This is a genomic window from Guptibacillus hwajinpoensis, assembly GCF_005144865.1.
GTDB lineage: Bacteria > Bacillota > Bacilli > Bacillales > Guptibacillaceae > Guptibacillus > Guptibacillus hwajinpoensis_A.
In genome coordinates this window covers 342,672-358,559 of record NZ_SWFM01000001.1, presented here as the reverse complement: position 1 = coordinate 358,559, position 15,888 = coordinate 342,672, and the positions used below count along the sequence as shown (strand labels likewise).

At 39.8% G+C, this 15,888-nt stretch carries 18 protein-coding genes; 14 read left to right on the top strand and 4 right to left on the bottom strand.

Features of this window, described 5'->3' with window-relative positions; translation table 11 throughout:
* Positions 1 to 209: 209 nt before the first annotated feature.
* A complete protein-coding gene (locus FBF83_RS01765) occupies positions 210 to 1,664 on the bottom strand; it encodes a PucR family transcriptional regulator (RefSeq protein ID WP_136945431.1) in 1,455 nt (484 codons plus the stop codon).
* Between the two features lie 134 nt (positions 1,665 to 1,798).
* On the opposite strand from FBF83_RS01765, the gene FBF83_RS01760 reads away from it, so the two are divergent.
* The 11 genes from FBF83_RS01760 (at position 1,799) to FBF83_RS01715 (ending at position 11,920) form a co-directional block, all read left to right on the top strand.
* Complete coding sequence (locus FBF83_RS01760; RefSeq protein WP_136945430.1) at positions 1,799 to 3,169, top strand: aspartate aminotransferase family protein; 1,371 nt, start codon at positions 1,799 to 1,801, stop codon at positions 3,167 to 3,169.
* Positions 3,170 to 3,186: 17 nt separating this feature from the next.
* A complete protein-coding gene (locus FBF83_RS01755) occupies positions 3,187 to 3,879 on the top strand; it encodes a CoA transferase subunit A (protein WP_255435834.1) in 693 nt (230 codons plus the stop codon).
* Positions 3,849 to 4,511: a 3-oxoacid CoA-transferase subunit B gene (locus FBF83_RS01750; protein ID WP_136945428.1), complete on the top strand. Its 663-nt coding sequence runs from the start codon at positions 3,849 to 3,851 to the stop codon at positions 4,509 to 4,511. The genes FBF83_RS01755 and FBF83_RS01750 overlap by 31 nt, the downstream gene beginning before the upstream one ends.
* Positions 4,508 to 5,755, top strand: coding sequence for a peptidase (locus tag FBF83_RS01745; RefSeq protein ID WP_136945427.1), 1,248 nt, complete (start codon positions 4,508 to 4,510; stop codon positions 5,753 to 5,755). The genes FBF83_RS01750 and FBF83_RS01745 overlap by 4 nt, the downstream gene beginning before the upstream one ends.
* A gap of 291 nt (positions 5,756 to 6,046) precedes the next feature.
* The gene (ablB, locus tag FBF83_RS01740; RefSeq protein ID WP_136945426.1) at positions 6,047 to 6,901 is read left to right on the top strand and encodes a putative beta-lysine N-acetyltransferase; all 855 of its coding nucleotides are present in this window, start codon (positions 6,047 to 6,049) and stop codon (positions 6,899 to 6,901) included.
* A gap of 41 nt (positions 6,902 to 6,942) precedes the next feature.
* Positions 6,943 to 8,340: a sigma-54 interaction domain-containing protein gene (locus FBF83_RS01735; RefSeq protein ID WP_136945425.1), complete on the top strand. Its 1,398-nt coding sequence runs from the start codon at positions 6,943 to 6,945 to the stop codon at positions 8,338 to 8,340.
* A 288-nt stretch (positions 8,341 to 8,628) separates the two neighbouring features.
* Positions 8,629 to 10,038, top strand: a complete 1,410-nt coding sequence (gene ablA / locus FBF83_RS01730; protein WP_136945424.1) for a lysine 2,3-aminomutase — start codon at positions 8,629 to 8,631, stop codon at positions 10,036 to 10,038.
* On the top strand, positions 10,035 to 10,322 hold the full coding sequence (locus FBF83_RS01725; RefSeq protein ID WP_136945423.1) for a YokU family protein: 288 nt from the start codon (positions 10,035 to 10,037) through the stop codon (positions 10,320 to 10,322). The genes ablA and FBF83_RS01725 overlap by 4 nt, the downstream gene beginning before the upstream one ends.
* Positions 10,323 to 10,457: 135 nt before the next feature.
* Positions 10,458 to 10,715: an IDEAL domain-containing protein gene (locus tag FBF83_RS01720; RefSeq protein WP_136945422.1), complete on the top strand. Its 258-nt coding sequence runs from the start codon at positions 10,458 to 10,460 to the stop codon at positions 10,713 to 10,715.
* Positions 10,716 to 10,774: 59 nt separating this feature from the next.
* On the top strand, positions 10,775 to 10,903 hold the full coding sequence (locus FBF83_RS21245) for a hypothetical protein (protein ID WP_255435832.1): 129 nt from the start codon (positions 10,775 to 10,777) through the stop codon (positions 10,901 to 10,903).
* Positions 10,904 to 11,041: 138 nt separating this feature from the next.
* Complete coding sequence (locus FBF83_RS01715; RefSeq protein WP_136945421.1) at positions 11,042 to 11,920, top strand: 5'-3' exonuclease; 879 nt, start codon at positions 11,042 to 11,044, stop codon at positions 11,918 to 11,920.
* A 36-nt stretch (positions 11,921 to 11,956) separates the two neighbouring features.
* Here the strand turns inward: FBF83_RS01715 and FBF83_RS01710 are convergent, their stop codons facing one another.
* Positions 11,957 to 12,349, bottom strand: coding sequence for a reverse transcriptase-like protein (locus tag FBF83_RS01710; protein WP_136945420.1), 393 nt, complete (start codon positions 12,347 to 12,349; stop codon positions 11,957 to 11,959).
* A 126-nt stretch (positions 12,350 to 12,475) separates the two neighbouring features.
* Between FBF83_RS01710 and FBF83_RS01705 the strand changes: the two genes are divergently transcribed.
* Both FBF83_RS01705 and FBF83_RS01700 read left to right on the top strand, forming a co-directional pair.
* Entirely contained in the window at positions 12,476 to 12,652 is a 177-nt protein-coding gene (locus FBF83_RS01705; protein ID WP_136945419.1) for a zinc-finger domain-containing protein, read from the top strand.
* 15 nt (positions 12,653 to 12,667) lie between these two features.
* The gene (locus FBF83_RS01700; RefSeq protein WP_136945418.1) at positions 12,668 to 13,330 is read left to right on the top strand and encodes a reverse transcriptase-like protein; all 663 of its coding nucleotides are present in this window, start codon (positions 12,668 to 12,670) and stop codon (positions 13,328 to 13,330) included.
* A 24-nt stretch (positions 13,331 to 13,354) separates the two neighbouring features.
* Here FBF83_RS01700 and FBF83_RS01695 read toward each other — a convergent pair whose 3' ends face one another.
* Positions 13,355 to 13,603, bottom strand: a complete 249-nt coding sequence (locus FBF83_RS01695; RefSeq protein ID WP_136945417.1) for a DUF2564 family protein — start codon at positions 13,601 to 13,603, stop codon at positions 13,355 to 13,357.
* A 118-nt stretch (positions 13,604 to 13,721) separates the two neighbouring features.
* Positions 13,722 to 13,922, bottom strand: coding sequence for a cold-shock protein CspD (gene cspD, locus FBF83_RS01690; protein ID WP_136945416.1), 201 nt, complete (start codon positions 13,920 to 13,922; stop codon positions 13,722 to 13,724).
* A gap of 275 nt (positions 13,923 to 14,197) precedes the next feature.
* On the opposite strand from cspD, the gene FBF83_RS01685 reads away from it, so the two are divergent.
* Positions 14,198 to 15,886: a formate--tetrahydrofolate ligase gene (locus FBF83_RS01685; RefSeq protein WP_136945415.1), complete on the top strand. Its 1,689-nt coding sequence runs from the start codon at positions 14,198 to 14,200 to the stop codon at positions 15,884 to 15,886.
* Positions 15,887 to 15,888: the final 2 nt, after the last annotated feature.

Here is a 15,888-nt window from a genome sequence, read left to right as displayed (position 1 = left end):
TGGATTTTAAAGTGATATAATTTATTTGTAAGTTTGAATTTTAAAATAAATCACGTAAATAGACGTTCATATTGAAAAAGGCAGGCCAGTGGCCTGTCTTTTTAACTGTTATTAAAAGTCTCGATTCTAAAGGCTCTTTTCCAAAAGATTTATGTTTTCCTCCTACAACTTCCACTCCTACACTACAGCTGTGTTTTACTATTTTAATCCTATATAGAAAGAATCTGATCTGTTAAATAAGCAAGAAGGGCAAATTGAAGATGAATACGCTGTTCGTAAGAGTATATGTCAATGCCCGTGAGTTTCTCCAATTGTTTGATACGATAGTTTAGCGTATGACGATGAATAAATAGCTTGTCAGCTGTTCGGTTAATAACAAGATTGTTTTCCAAAAATGTTTCAAGTGTCCTCATTAACTGCGATTGATGCTTTCGATCATAATCAATGATTTGAGAAAGCAATGGAGTGTAGTAAGTAGAAAGATCTTCTCCGCTTTCTTTTAGACGTACAAAAATCTGATATGCCCCCAATTCTTCATGGTGAAGAATGGTTTCGCCTCGGTACTTCGCAAATTGATGGGCTGTTGAGGCTTCCCTTAAAGCTTCTTCTAACAGCTTAATCCCTGATGTACTTGAACTAATTCCTGCATGAAAAGGATAGGGAGCCATATTGTTAGAGAACGGTACACGATCTCCAGTGAACAATACAACGACATGATCTATTTTCCTTTTAACAATACCTTTCGTTCTACTAGTGACTAACTGTTGTAGGCATTCTTTTTCTAGTAATGTAAGATTACTAGATGAAAAAATAGCTACTCGATTTACTCCACTTAAATCAAAACCCATTTCTCTACTTTTCTTTAAGATATAGCCCTGGTCTTCGTAAGAATGGGAGAGGAGTGTATCAAGAAAATCAGCCTCAATCTGAGATCGGGTATCTTCTACAATTTTTAACTTCAGGAATTCGATTGCAAATATGGTAGATGCATGTTTTAACGCTAAATGCTCAAGTGATGTAAGCGGTGTTTGCTTCTGAATACATAACATTCCGATCGTTCTATTTTCTGCTAATATAGGATAGGTTTCTTCAACACGGTAGTTTCGGTTTGCGTAGTAAGTGCCTGCTACTAGGGCATGATGCTGGTCGTATAGCGTTATATTACTATTCAGTAGTTTTGATAGCGTACTGGTGATGGCAGAAAAACCAGTGTTTTGTAAAACAAGAGAAGTTAATTCGTCTTGAATTTGTTGTACGTAAGTAAGCATAGAAAGCTGCTTGTTTACTAGCTGTTCAAGGATACTCCTTGTTACCATAGAGAAATTCATCGTTCTAGGAATTTCTAGAAGTGGTAATCCTGTTCGATTCGCAGCTTCAATAATCGCTATCGGTATTACATCAAGGTAGAAACCAGTATGAATGGCAAGAGCAGAAAGCTGTCGGTTGGCTAGCGCTTCAACTAACTTCGAATAGGTTTCAGAATTTTCATTCCATCCATAAGCTGTTGTAATTAAAAATTCTCCTTCATGCAGTCTTGTGATATCTTCCATCACCTCTACGATCGTCAGCCACTTAATATCACGATCAATCCCTTGTTTACCAGCGATGAGCTTAATTTCTTTCATTTCTCTCAGTTGCAACGCTTCTCTTACTGTTAGTCCCATAAACGTCCCTCCGTATCCTCTTATCCAAATCGTACAACAAAGTCAGAATTTTTTGTAGATAGTGTGGAATAGAATTTTCACCTTTTTCAACATAGGCTATAACTATAAACAAGAATAGTGAGGTGAAGTTCTGTATGGACAAGAGAACCCACTTAATTAAACCACTGCTTGGAATGGATTATGCCGTTATTTCTCATGGTAAAGGCATTTATTTATATGATGAAGATGGAAACTCATTTCTTGATGGTTGTTCAGGTGCTGTAACGGCGAACATCGGTCATGGCGTGTCAGAAATTACAGAAGCCATGGTTAAGCAGGCAACTCAAGTATCTTTTGTTTATCGCTCTCAATTTACGAGTTCATCTGCTGAAGAACTTGCAGAGCGCTTAGTTCGATCAGCGCCTGGAGATCTCGACTGGGTGTTTTTTGTGAATAGCGGGTCTGAAGCAATGGAAACCGCTTTAAAAATAGCGGTTCAATACTGGCAGGAACTGGGCAGGCCAACGAAGAACAGAGTCATATCAAGATGGATGAGTTATCATGGCATTACAATGGGAGCGCTCTCGATGTCCGGACATGTTATACGTAGAAGTCGATTCAACACCATGCTTGAACAATACCCAACCCTGTCTCCACCTTATTGTTATCGTTGCACTTATAGGGACCATTGCCCTAACTGTTCAAAGCAATACGCGCTAGAATTTGAGAGAGAAGTTCAACGTTTGGGAGCGGATACGATTGCTGCTTTCGTTTGTGAACCTATTATTGGTGCAGCGGGTGGTGCAGTCGTTCCCCCAGATAACTATTTTAAGGAAATGAAAGCGGTGTGTGATCGTTACGACATTTTGTTTATCGCTGATGAAGTAATGACTGGTGTAGGGAGAACTGGAAAAATGTATGCAATGGAGCATTGGGGAGTTGTTCCAGACATTCTTGCCTTAGGGAAAGGTATGAGTGCTGGGTATACACCTATGGCAGCTACCCTTGTATCCGATCGTATCATTCAAACAATTGAACGAGGGTCCAAGATCGTTTTAAGTGGGCATACGTTTAGTGCAAATCCACTTTCAGCCTCCATTTGTTTAGCTGTTCTTAATTATATTGAAAGTCATAATATCATTGAAAATGCTGAAAAAAGCGGTGCGGTTCTATTAACAGGTTTAGAACACCTTAAGTCCATTTATCCCATTATCGGTGATGTGAGGGGACGAGGATTGTTGACTGCTATTGAACTTGTTCAAGATTCTTTAACGAAGGAGTCCTTCCCGCTTCAGTATGAAGTAACCAATCGATTGATTCGAAAATGCTATGAAGCAGGTTTACTTGTTTACACCGCTGCTGGCGGTTTAAATGGGGTGGCAGGTGATGCTGTTATTATAGCACCGCCTCTGGTAATCCAAGAGCATGAAGTGCAAACTCTTCTCGATAAACTGAACAGGGGGCTTACAGAACTTGTTTCTGAATTGGAGGCAGAAGGACTTTATGAAACAAGATCAATTAGCTGATGAGGGGGAGTTCGTTTGTGAGAAGTAAAAAAAGTAGTCTTTTAAACCTAGACATTTTATTTAATGGAATGACAATTATGTGCGGCGGATTTGGTGGGGTTGGTTCACCTCCTACGATTATTGATTGGATTCTTGATTCTGGCGTTACTAATTTAACATTAATTAGTAACGATGCTGGTTTTCCATGGATTGGTCCAGGAAAGCTTGTCACAGAAAAACGAATTTCAAAGCTTATCGCATCTCATATCGGATCAAACCCAGAAGCTGGTAAGCAAATGCATAGTGGTGAACTCGAAGTACAGTTTTTTCCTCAGGGGACTCTTGCAGAGAAAATTAGGGCTGGCGGAATGGGGCTAGGCGGAATTCTAGTAGATGTAGGCCTCGGAACCTCGGTAGAAGAGGGTAAGGAAAAAACGATTGTTAATGGTAAGGAATATATGATCGAACCTGCTTTAACGGCTGATCTCGCTATTATAGCCTGCAAAAAGGCTGATCCATATGGGAATCTAATCTATGATCAAAGCGCGCGCAATACGAACCCTCTTATCGCAGCAGCAGGAGACATAACGATTGCAGAAACAGTTGAACTAGTCGAAACGGGTTCATTAAACCCTGAGGAAATTATTACTCAAGGTGTTTTCATCGATCATGTAATAGAAAGTAAGGGGGTGGACTGGAAGTGGGTATGGGAGCTGAAACGAGAAGGTTGATCGCAGAGCGTGCAGCGAAGGAAGTAACATATGGTATGATGGTTAATCTTGGAATTGGGATTCCAACCCTTGTAGCAGACTTTATCCCTTCTTCACTTGATGTCATGCTTCATACTGAGAACGGAATTCTTGGTATGGGGGGGAGTCCTGAACCTGGTAAGGAGGATGGAAACCTTTCTAACGCTGGAGGTTATCCTGTAACAATTAACACTGGGGCTTCATTTTTTAATAGTGCAGAAGCGTTTGGGATGGTGAGGAGGGGACACCTTGATCTGACGATTTTAGGGGCGCTTGAGGTAAATGGCAGAGGTGACATTGCGAACTGGATTGTACCGGGAAAGCGCGTGCCGGGTATGGGAGGAGCAATTGACCTCGCTCAAAAAGCCAAAAAAGTTATCGTACTGATGAGCCATACAACAAAAGAGGGCAAACCAAAAATACTCAAGGAATGTTCTTTACCGTTAACGGTCAAAGAAGGAGCTCATATGATTATCACCGAAAGAGCCGTGATGAGAATTGACAGTGGGGAATTGTTTCTTATCGAAGTCATGCCTGGTTTTTCAGTCGAAGATGTGATCAATTCAACCGAAGCGGAGCTTAATGTAGAACTGGTAGGGAGGCGCACTTCGTGAAGGATAAAATTAGTAGTTGGATGAACGAGAACAGGGAATATGGGGTCGAATTACTTCAAAATCTTGTCCGATGTGATAGTGTTCAAGGCAATGAATCTACTGTACAAAAAATTGTTGAAGAAGAGCTTCTACAACTAGCTCTATCGGTCGACCGCTTTGTTCCTTCAGAAGATACAATTAACCATCCAGCTTTCTGTGCGAATCGAACCGACTTTACGGAAAGTCCCAACATCGTAGGAGTGTTAAAAGGGAGTGGTGGCGGCCGCTCTTTAATCCTTAATGGGCATGTTGATGTCGTTCCACCTGGAAATCGGGAGGATTGGAATGAGGACCCTTATAGTGGTGATGTCATAGATGGACGTGTATATGGACGAGGCGCTACCGATATGAAAGGCGGTAATACGTCAATGCTTCTTGCGTTAAAATGTCTAAAGGAGCTCGGGATCACCCTCAAAGGAGATATTATATTTGAGAGTGTCGTCGAGGAAGAAAGCGGAGGGACAGGGACGCTCGCTACTATTCAAAGAGGATACCATGCGGATGCAGCCCTAATTCCAGAGCCGACGAAAATGAAGGTGTTTCCAAAGCAGCAGGGATCAATGTGGTTTAGAGTAACAATTACAGGCAGAGGTGCTCATGGTGGCACTCGCTATGAAGGGGTATCGGCCCTCGAGAAAAGTGTAGCAATCATACAAGCGATCCAGAATTTAGAGAAGGCGAGGAATGAACGGATCACGGATCCCTTATACAACAACATTCCAATTCCTGTTCCAATTAACATTGGCAAGATTTCTGGTGGAGACTGGCCGTCTTCCGTTCCAGATCTCGTAACCATTGAAGGACGAATGGGAGTAATACCAGGAGAAACCTTGGAAGATGCGAAAGATGAAATGAATCAGGCGCTGAATAATATTAATGATTCATGGTTAAAGGATCATCCTGTATCACTCGAATGGTTTGGTGCGAGATGGCTTCCAGGAGAAGTTGAAGAGGACCATCCACTTGTAGCAATTATAAGTAATCACTATAGTCGCATGACAGGAGAAGAGTTAACGATTGAGGCTTCACCGTGGGGCACGGATGGCGGTCTTCTTAATGAAGTAGGTAAGACTCCGTCGATTGTGTTCGGACCAGGAGAGACCTCGGTAGCGCATTTTGCTAATGAATACATTGCGATCGATCAAATGATGTTAGCAGCAGAATTGTTTGTCCACATTATCATTGACTGGTGTGGTCAAAATTAAGAACGGGTGAACCGTTCTTTTTTTATTAGCCTCTTTTCTAAACGCTGTTTTCTAAAAGGTTGTTACTTTTCAAAGATTTTTCTATAAAGAACCCCATATCCTAGTTGATTGGAGCGGAAGGTGCTCGACTCCTACGGGACTAGCTGGACAGGTGAAACCCCACTTGAGCCCAAATCACCCGCTTTATAACAAAAGCAACAATGTTTACGAAAACAGTCTTTTATTATGAAGGATTTCCAGTAGAAAAGGAGAAGCCATTTGTATAGCAGGAATGGTTAAGGAGGGGCTAGAGTGAATCAAGAGAGAAGTGAAGCTGTTTCTAGAGTTTATAAAGGGTGCGACTATTCCTTTTCTTGTACGCATGATTTATTCAATGAACGAATTCGTATTGACGAATATTCAGGAAATGTTAAAGCAATGACCAATCACATCCATTCTTTATTTACGGAAGGGTATACAAAATGCATTATCAAAGCAAAAGAAGGAGATATTCGTAAACTTCTTTCTCTTGGTCTATCTTACGAAGGAATGATCCGGCATTATTTCTCTGGAGTCGATGCGCACATGATGACGAAGTATCGAGACAACTGGCGTCGAAACAGTCAGACTTGGAAGGATGAGGATGTTATTCTAGAGGGTGTTTTAACGAAAACGCCTTCCGAAATAAGTGGAAAACCACTTATGCGTCCTGGTCGTGAAAGTGACGCACCTGCATTAGCAGAATTATATAAAGAAGTGTTTGCTGTTTATCCAACGCCAATGGATGAACCTGCTTACATTCGAAAAGTAATGAAAGACAATACTATTTTCCACGTGTTAGAAGAGAATGGACGTATCATTAGTGCTGCTTCTGCAGAAATGAATCGAAAGTTTAAGAATGCAGAGATAACGGATTGTGCAACACTTCCTAAGTTTCGTAAAGGAGGTACAATGCGCCACTTAATCATCGAACTTGAGAAGAAATTACTTGAAGAGGATATTTATTATGCCTACTCGATTGCGAGAAGCCTTTCATTTGGAATGAACGCAGTGTTTCAACAACTTAACTACGAGTATGGCGGAAGGCTTATTAATAATGTGAAGATTTATCAGGACTGGGAAAATATGAATCTTTGGAGCAAGTCTCTGACATGCGGTGCCGAATAATAGGCACTTAGTGATGAAAATTCGGCAAAAAGGAGCTAACTATGAACGAAAACATTTCAATTACGGATGGAATGTTTGAGGCAATACTTGAAAGCATTGATGAAGGAATTCATGTTGTAGATAATAGAGGAATTACTATTTATTATAATGAAATTGCAGCTAAACACGATGGTTTAAAAGTTGAAGAAGTGCTAGATAAGCATTATTTAGAAGCGTTCCCATCATTGTCAAAGGAAACGAGCACATTATCCCATGTTATGGCGACTAGAAAAGCGATTTTCAATAAAGATCAAACCTATCGAAATATGAAAGGGCGTTTCATTTCTACTGTTAATACTACACTCCCTATTGTAGTAGATGGTGAACTTGAAGGAGCTGTTGAAATAGCGAGAGACATTTCGCGAATTAAAACTCTCTCTGACAAGGTGATGGAGTTACAGGCAAAAATTAATAAAAAAACGGTTAAAGAATTTGATAACGGAACGACATATACGTTTGATCACATTTTAACTAATGATGAGGCTTTTATGAGTGTGAAAGCAAGGGCTAGAAAAGCAGCAGAACTCCATTCGCCTGTTCTTGTCTATGGAGAGACAGGAACAGGTAAAGAGCTAATTGTACAGGCTATTCATAATGCTTCCAACAGATCCGGACCATTTATTGCACAGAACTGTGCAGCCTTACCAGCAACTATTCTTGAATCGATTTTATTTGGAACAACTCGGGGTAGTTTCACAGGCGCAGAAGAACGAGAAGGATTATTTGAACTGGCTGATGGTGGAACGCTTTTTCTCGATGAAGTGAATTCGATGCCAATTGATGTACAGGCAAAGCTTCTTCGTGTTCTTGAGGATGGAGTGATCAGAAGAGTAGGAGCTGGTAAAACAAGAAAAGTCGATGTTCGAATCATAGCTGCAATTAATGAAGAACCTGAAGTCGCTCTTCAAGCACAAAGATTACGTGTTGATTTATTCTATCGATTAAACGTCATTTACTTAAGGCTCCCTCCTCTTCGTCTACGAAGAAATGATATACCTCAGTTGGTTGATCACTTTATCGATAAATATAATCGCAAGTTCAACAAAAAAGTTAAAACGATTCGTGATGATGCAGCTGCCTTCTTATATGAACGTAATTGGCAAGGAAATGTAAGAGAGCTTGAACATGTAATTCAATCAGCTATGAATTTTGCAGAAGACGAATTCTTGAGTTTGAAAGATTTCCCAATGCTGCAGCCTCTGCAAAACGAAGTGGTAATGACAAAATCAATAGAACCACTCAGAGAGACACTTATGAAAACTGAAAGAAGAATCATCGAACAGGCGATGATCGCTAGTGAGGGAAATGTGAAAAAAGCGGCAAAGCAACTTTGTATTCCAAGACAAACATTACAATATAAATTATCTAAGTTACCGAAACGTCATAGTGCCGAAAAATGAGCACATGTGGCGTTTTTATTAATATCATACCGCTATCGTATCTTAATCTTAAAGAATGGATCTTTTCTAAAATATGGTTGTTTTTGAAAGGGTTTTGTATAAAAAATCCACACTTAGATGATTGAAGTGGAGGGTGCACACCGCACGCCCCACGTAAAACGGGCAGTAGCGGAAATCAACCACTACTCCTATAAAAAACAGTGTCTCTGAAAACATCCTAAAGAAACAATGGAGCTGGCATTAATCTTGCATAGTATGTAAGTAGATTATATGAAGGGGGAATGCTTCATGCTTATGCAGCTTTATAAGCCAGCTCGACATTGGAAAGACATTGAAATTTGGAAGGATGTTACAGAGGAACAGTGGAATGATTGGATATGGCAATTAACAAACACCATTCGTACACTTGATGATCTGAAAAAGGTCGTGAATTTAACTCCTGATGAAGAAGCTGGTGTTAAGATTGCAACCAAAACGATCCCATTAAATATTACTCCTTACTATGCGTCTCTCATGAATCCTGATGATCCTCGCTGTCCAGTTCGTATGCAATCTGTACCAATATCACAAGAGATGCACAAAACAAAATATGACCTTGAAGATCCATTACATGAAGATGAAGATTCGCCTGTCCCAGGTTTAACACATCGCTATCCAGATCGTGTTCTCTTCCTTGTTACAAATCAATGCTCAATGTACTGTCGCTACTGTACAAGAAGGCGTTTCTCAGGGCAGATAGGAATGGGCGTACCAAAAAAGCAACTTGACGATGCGATTAATTACATTTCCAATACTCCAGAAGTAAGAGATGTTTTAATTTCAGGAGGAGACGGTTTATTAATTAACGATAAAATCCTTGAATACGTACTCAAAAATTTACGTGCCATACCACATGTAGAAATTATTAGGATAGGAACGAGAGCGCCTGTTGTGTTCCCTCAACGGATCACAGAAGATTTATGTAATATTCTTAAGAAATATCATCCTGTATGGTTAAATACACATTTCAATACAAGTATTGAAATTACTGAAGAGTCAAAGAAAGCTTGTGAAATGCTTGCGGATGCTGGCGTTCCAGTCGGTAATCAGGCCGTAATCCTTGCAGGTATTAATGATAGCGTGACAATCATGAAAAAGCTGATGCATGACCTCGTTAAAATAAGAGTAAGACCTTATTATATTTATCAGTGTGATTTGTCAGAGGGAATCGGACATTTCCGTGCTCCGGTATCAAAAGGATTAGAGATTATTGAAGGACTTAGAGGACATACATCAGGGTATGCTGTTCCAACTTTTGTTGTAGATGCACCTGGTGGGGGCGGTAAAATAGCACTTCAGCCAAATTACATGATTTCTCAAAGCGCTGATAAAGTTATTTTGAGAAACTTTGAAGGTGTAATTACTTCTTATCCTGAACCAGAGAATTATACTCCAGGTACCGCGGATACGTATTTTAATAATGTTTATGAACTAGAGAAAAAACCAGCCATTGGCATTCACTCGTTAATGACAGATGAGCGATTTAATCTTGTGCCAGAAAATCTACAACGATTAAATCGTAGGTCTCAATATGAGAAAGATGCCGAGCATAGTTCCTTGAAAGACCGAAGAGATAAACGAGACCAAATGAAAGAAAAGAAATACAATGCGGAACAAAGCAAATACAAGGAAGGAGAAAAAGGGGAGGTAAGTGAATGAAGTGCAAATGGTGCGACCAAGAAGGGGCGTTCGAAACCCTTGATAAAGGGTACTGGGAACTTCCGGATGGAACGAAAGCTGTAGAGATTATTGATTTGCCATCGATTCAATGTGTTTATTGTGGAATGTGCTATCAGACTGATGAATTGGTCGGTGATGTGGAGGAGCAACTTATGCTAATCGACACTTCAAAGCTCTCTGCGTCGTTCACATATAAAGAATTGATGAATCAGGAACGACTCCTTAAGAAAAACTACTTTGACATTGATCGGTACCCACTATAGGGCTACAAGAGTACCGTTATAGAGGCAAAAACGAACAAGTTAAAAAATTATATCGGAATATTCTGAAAAATATTGATATTTTGACGATTCCCTCGTATAATAGAAAAAAGAGCTTCAAGAGGGGGGAGAGCTAACATGAACAATCATCACAAGTCTTACAAAGATAATATGAAACAACGTGCAATGAAAAAGAAACAAGAACAGGAAACTTTTGAATTGGAATTGTACGCCCAGTTGATCCTTGATGAAGCCGTGTTTACTTTCCAAGAAGAACGTTATCACCAAACTATTGATCAGGCTCTCGACCAAAGAGATGAGAAAGCATTCAAGGAAGCATCAAAACAGTATGTCGCGTTCCTTCGCTCATACAAACAGGAGCTTCATTTTGACTGAATAGAATCAGACCTTTCTGACACAAACTATTAGAGAAATAACGATAAAGGAGTGTCACGATGGGTCGACAGAAAAAGGGCAATCCGAATGCCCAACGAAATAACAATGCCAAACAAATGAAAGACAAACAGAATTTTGCATCATATGCAGAAATGGAAGCTGAAAAACTAAAGAATCCAGAGAAATAGAAAGAAGAAGCCTTCTCAGAAGGCTTCTTCTTTTGTATGAGAAGCAGTGTTCTAGCTATATAGATAACAACAGGCGTTCATAGCCCGTTTATGATAACATTACAAAAGATAGAGCACTGTGCGAAAGGAAGAAAAACAATGAACAGATTGATTTTAATTGATGGTTTCAATTTACTAAGTAGAGGTTATTTTGCAACAGCATATGGAAAAACAGAAGAAGAATTAACGAAAACAGAAGAGGGTTTGTTTACTAATGCACTACGAGTGAAACTTCAGAAAATTATCTCGCTTCTGAAAGAGTACGAGCCAAGCCATTTGGTTGTGACATGGGATGTTAAGCGGAATGAAACGAAGCGTAAGGAGCTGTTTGAAGATTATAAGGGCACCAGGCAGGATTTGCCATCAGCACTTATTCAACAGTATGAAACGGCAGTCAATGTGTTCCATGCAACAGGAATTCCGCAAATGTCTGTAGAAGGATTTGAAGCGGATGATGTGATGGGAACGCTCTCAGATAGATGGACAAGAGAAGGCATGGGTGATTGTTACATTTACAGTAATGATCGGGACCTTCTTCAATTGTTGAATCCTTCTGTTTCACAAATCATTGCGATTCGAAAAGAAGGGGATAGGGTATATACTGAAGAACATTTTAAATCAGAATATGGCATTTCTCCTAATCAGTGGATTGATGTAAAAGCGTTACTCGGCGATAAGAGTGATAATATTCCCGGTGTAGCCGGTGTAGGAGATAAGGCGGCGTTACCTCTTATCCAACAATACGGATCGGTAAATGGAGTTTATGAGAACATCGAAACACTCGATAGTAAATTTAATCGCTATCACAAGAAGTTAATTGCAGGTAAGGAGTTAGCGGAATTGAGTCGTCAGCTTGTTACGATTGAACGTGCTATCCCTCATCTTGAAAATCATTCATTTGATGATAGTAAACTTAACGTTGATTACGAACAGTTAAAGAAGGAACTTGATTCACTGGGGCTGCGCATTCGAATGTAAGTAACGGCGCCTTCTCAAGAGAGGCGCCGTTGCTTTTTATGCGGTATTCAGCTGAATGGCTTTTCGAGCGAGCTCATCAGCCATTTTATTTTTTGAACTCGGAATCCATTTAATAAAACATAAATCAAATTGATCAACTAACGCAAGCGAGCGAGCTAAATAGGGCTGATAAACTTTGTTTTTTACATAACGATTATCGACTGCACTACTAACGAGCTGAGAGTCTGTTCGAACGGATAGAGTTCTGTAGTTATGATCTTTACAAAGCGTAAGTGCATGAATTAGCGCTTCAAATTCAGCTTCGTGGTTCGTTAGTATTCCGAGAGGCATAGATGAGCGAATCACATTGCCTTCAGCTTTAATAAAAACACCGGCTCCAGAAGGGCCAGGATTACCTGCGCTTGCTCCGTCTACATATACTTCAATCACATGTATTTCCTCCCTGGTGGCTAGTCGTGATTAATTTTATCATAATCATGTTCTAACAGAGAAGACATACATTTAAGGTAAAAGGAGAAAGCTGTTAAGAAGGGATCGTGCTTAGGAGTGAAAAGTATGAAAAAGAAAGATGTTATGATGGAGGTAGGGTTAATCCTTGATACATATTGTCAGGATTGCTTATTAAAGCGTGTCAATCAGCACGACTATGGTAAATGTCATGCTCAACGCTTTTGTATAACGGAGTGTTCTGTAGGAGATGAACTAAAGCAGTTAGGAAAACATCTAACGTAAGGGGAGTGAAAAAGCATGCTTGTCATTGTGAAATGGAAGTATAAAACCCCTCGTGGCATACAGTCATGGATGACTTCCGATGAAATGGGTTCAAATGAAGCCATGCTTCTTGCACGTGATATTGCAAAAACGGGACGCTCCATTGATCTTTACTTCCTTGATGATCGTGGAACAAAATGGTCTCTTAAAGAGCTGGAAACATTTACGACGAAAAAGCAAGAACGACCAGCTTCAATTGAAATCGTATTTGATGGTAGCTTTGATAAAGAATCCAAAAAATCTGGATGCGGAGCTGTTATTTATTTTTATGAAGGTAGAAGAAAAAAACGTATTCGAGTAAACAGATCGATGGATTATCTTGAAAACAATAATGAAGCAGAATACGCAGCATTGTGGGTTGGACTACAAGAAGTGAAGACGATTGATGTAGAAGATACTGAAATTCTAATTAAAGGTGATTCACAAGTTGTAATTAACCAGCTTTCTGGAGAGTGGGCAGTTTATGAGCCGCTTTTAAATAGGTGGATGGACCGTATTGAAGAAACATTACGTGATCTAAGACTTCAACCGATCTACAAACACATTGCAAGAGATGAGAACAAAGAAGCTCATCGTCTAGCTGTTCAAGCATTGAAGGGTACAGAAATAAGCAGTTCAATTGAATTAGATAACGAATAAAAGAAGCAGCCGGAGCTGCTTCTTTTATTCATTCGCTTCTTTTAGTTGTGTCTCACACTTCTCAATAAGTTCACTTGAGAATTCATAGAACTGTTCGTTTGTTCCTGTTTTGTGTGAAAGTGCTTGCTGGAATTGCTCTTTAGCCTGATTAATCGCATCCTGTGCTGCTTTTAACTGATTGTCATTCATACTCTTAGTCGCTTGTCCAACAAGGTGCTGAGCAGACTTGATAGACATTTCAATCTGTTGAAGATCAGAATATGGTTCTGACATACTATCCCACCTTTACAAATCATTCAGGAATAGTATGACCTAACGATGTCGACATTAAACGAATGAAACAATAAAAGGAGCAGATCCGAAGATCTGCTCCTTAAGCTCATATATATAATTAGAGTTTGTTTACGTTAGCAGCTTGAGGTCCGCGATTTCCTTCAACGATTTCGAAAGAAACTTCTTGACCTTCCTCAAGTGTTTTGAAACCTTCGTCATTGATTGCTGAGAAGTGTACGAATACGTCTTCAGCACCTTCGATTTCGATGAAGCCGAATCCTTTTTCTGCATTAAACCATTTTACTTTACCGTTTTGCATGTTTGTTCCTCCTAAAAGCTTAGCACAATCTTTGTGCACTTAAAATTTAAACCATTCAAAGAAAATTGAGAAACATGACCAATTTTGTGTAAAAGCTTCACACAAAAGAATCGTTTGTTTAACTCAAATATCCTATGTGATAAATGGTTAATTTAACTATACCGAATAATAACAGTATTGTCAAGGATGTGCTCAATTTTGTAGATAATCCTTAACGAACGGAATAAACTTGGGTAAGATGTAAAATGGAATACATATCTCACTGGAGGGGTTTTATGAAATCAAATTTAAAGATAAAAAGTGATATTGAAATTGCTCAATCAACAGAGATGAAACGAATTAAAGATATTGCTCATAATCTAGGTCTCCAAGAGGATGAGTGGGAGCCATACGGTCATTATAAAGCGAAAATCTCGTTAAATACGATGAAGCGTTTAAACGATCATCCTTCTGGAAAAGTCATACTCGTAACTGCGATTAACCCAACCCCTGCAGGAGAAGGGAAAAGTACCGTAACAGTAGGACTAGCTCAAGCACTAAATCGTATCGGTGAAAAAGCAATTGTGGCAATGAGAGAACCTTCTCTTGGTCCGAGCATGGGTATTAAAGGTGGTGCAGCAGGTGGTGGGTACTCGCAAGTAATGCCAATGGAAGATATCAACCTACATTTTACTGGTGATCTTCATGCGATTACTTCTGCGCATAATGCTCTATCTGCTTTAATTGATAATCATATCCATCAAGGAAATGAAGTTGGGTTTGATACGAGGAGAGTAACTTGGAAACGCGTAGTGGACTTAAATGACAGAGCTTTGCGCCAGGTGATAGTAGGGCTAGGAGGACCGACTCAAGGGGTCCCACGAGAAGATGGTTTTGATATTACGGTAGCTTCAGAAATTATGGCAATTCTTTGTCTTGCTTCTGATTTACCTGATCTAAAGAGAAGGATTTCTTCTATAGTTGTTGGTTACAATGCAATGAAAGAACCGATCACGGTTTCAGATATTGGTGTCCAGGGTGCGATTACGTTACTTCTTAAAGATGCATTGAACCCTAACCTTGTCCAGACACTTGAAAATACGCCTGCGCTTATCCATGGTGGACCATTCGCTAATATTGCACATGGATGCAACAGTGTCGCTGCTACAAAGATGGCTCAGAAGCTTTCCGATTATGTTGTTACAGAAGCAGGGTTTGGCGCAGATCTTGGAGCAGAGAAATTTTTTGATATCAAAACGAGAGCAGGGGATATCGATCCTGCTGCGACTGTTATTGTCGCAACAATTCGAGCGCTAAAGATGCATGGCGGTGTACCGAAAGACCAATTGAAAGAAGAGAATGTATCTGCACTTGAGAAAGGACTTGCAAATCTTGAGCATCACGTTGCATCAATACAAAAGTACGGATTGCCATTCGTTGTTGCAATTAATCGATTTGTAACTGACACTGAGCTTGAAGTAAATACTCTTCTTAATTGGTGTGAACAAAATAGTATTCCCGTTGCATTAACAGACGTATGGGCAAGAGGAGGAGAAGGTGGCGTTGAACTTGCACAAACACTCCTTAATGAGATTGAGAATAAAGAAAATACGTTCAAGCCCATATATGATCTTAATATGCCGATTGAGGACAAAATTCAGACAATCGCAACGGAGATCTATGGTGCAGATGGCGTAGAGTTCTCTTCAAAAGCACAAAAGCAATTAAAGGAATTTGAGCTGAACGGTTGGAGTCACCTTCCAGTATGTATGGCAAAAACGCAATATTCACTATCGGATGATCCTGCTTTACTTGGTAGGCCATCAGGATTTACGATTACAATAAGAGAATTTCGACCTTCTATTGGAGCAGGCTTTATTGTGGCTCTTACAGGCAATGTGATGACAATGCCTGGACTACCAAAAAAACCAGCAGCCCTTAATATGGATGTTTCAGAAGACGGAACAGCAATCGGGCTTTTCTAGAA

What these genes read in the sequence shown, in the direction of transcription:
- FBF83_RS01760 (WP_136945430.1), top strand. Translation starts at nt 1,799, where the DNA reads ATGGACAAGAGAACCCACTTAATTAAACCACTGCTTGGAATGGATTAT.
- FBF83_RS21245 (WP_255435832.1), top strand. Translation starts at nt 10,775, where the DNA reads ATGGGTCGACAGAAAAAGGGCAATCCGAATGCCCAACGAAATAACAAT.
- FBF83_RS01705 (WP_136945419.1), top strand. Translation starts at nt 12,476, where the DNA reads ATGAAAAAGAAAGATGTTATGATGGAGGTAGGGTTAATCCTTGATACA.
- FBF83_RS01695 (WP_136945417.1), bottom strand. Translation starts at nt 13,603, where the DNA reads ATGTCAGAACCATATTCTGATCTTCAACAGATTGAAATGTCTATCAAG.
- FBF83_RS01765 (WP_136945431.1), bottom strand. Translation starts at nt 1,664, where the DNA reads ATGGGACTAACAGTAAGAGAAGCGTTGCAACTGAGAGAAATGAAAGAA.
- cspD (WP_136945416.1), bottom strand. Translation starts at nt 13,922, where the DNA reads ATGCAAAACGGTAAAGTAAAATGGTTTAATGCAGAAAAAGGATTCGGC.
- ablA (WP_136945424.1), top strand. Translation starts at nt 8,629, where the DNA reads ATGCTTATGCAGCTTTATAAGCCAGCTCGACATTGGAAAGACATTGAA.
- FBF83_RS01720 (WP_136945422.1), top strand. Translation starts at nt 10,458, where the DNA reads ATGAACAATCATCACAAGTCTTACAAAGATAATATGAAACAACGTGCA.
- FBF83_RS01685 (WP_136945415.1), top strand. Translation starts at nt 14,198, where the DNA reads ATGAAATCAAATTTAAAGATAAAAAGTGATATTGAAATTGCTCAATCA.
- FBF83_RS01715 (WP_136945421.1), top strand. Translation starts at nt 11,042, where the DNA reads ATGAACAGATTGATTTTAATTGATGGTTTCAATTTACTAAGTAGAGGT.
- FBF83_RS01735 (WP_136945425.1), top strand. Translation starts at nt 6,943, where the DNA reads ATGAACGAAAACATTTCAATTACGGATGGAATGTTTGAGGCAATACTT.
- FBF83_RS01700 (WP_136945418.1), top strand. Translation starts at nt 12,668, where the DNA reads ATGCTTGTCATTGTGAAATGGAAGTATAAAACCCCTCGTGGCATACAG.
- FBF83_RS01725 (WP_136945423.1), top strand. Translation starts at nt 10,035, where the DNA reads ATGAAGTGCAAATGGTGCGACCAAGAAGGGGCGTTCGAAACCCTTGAT.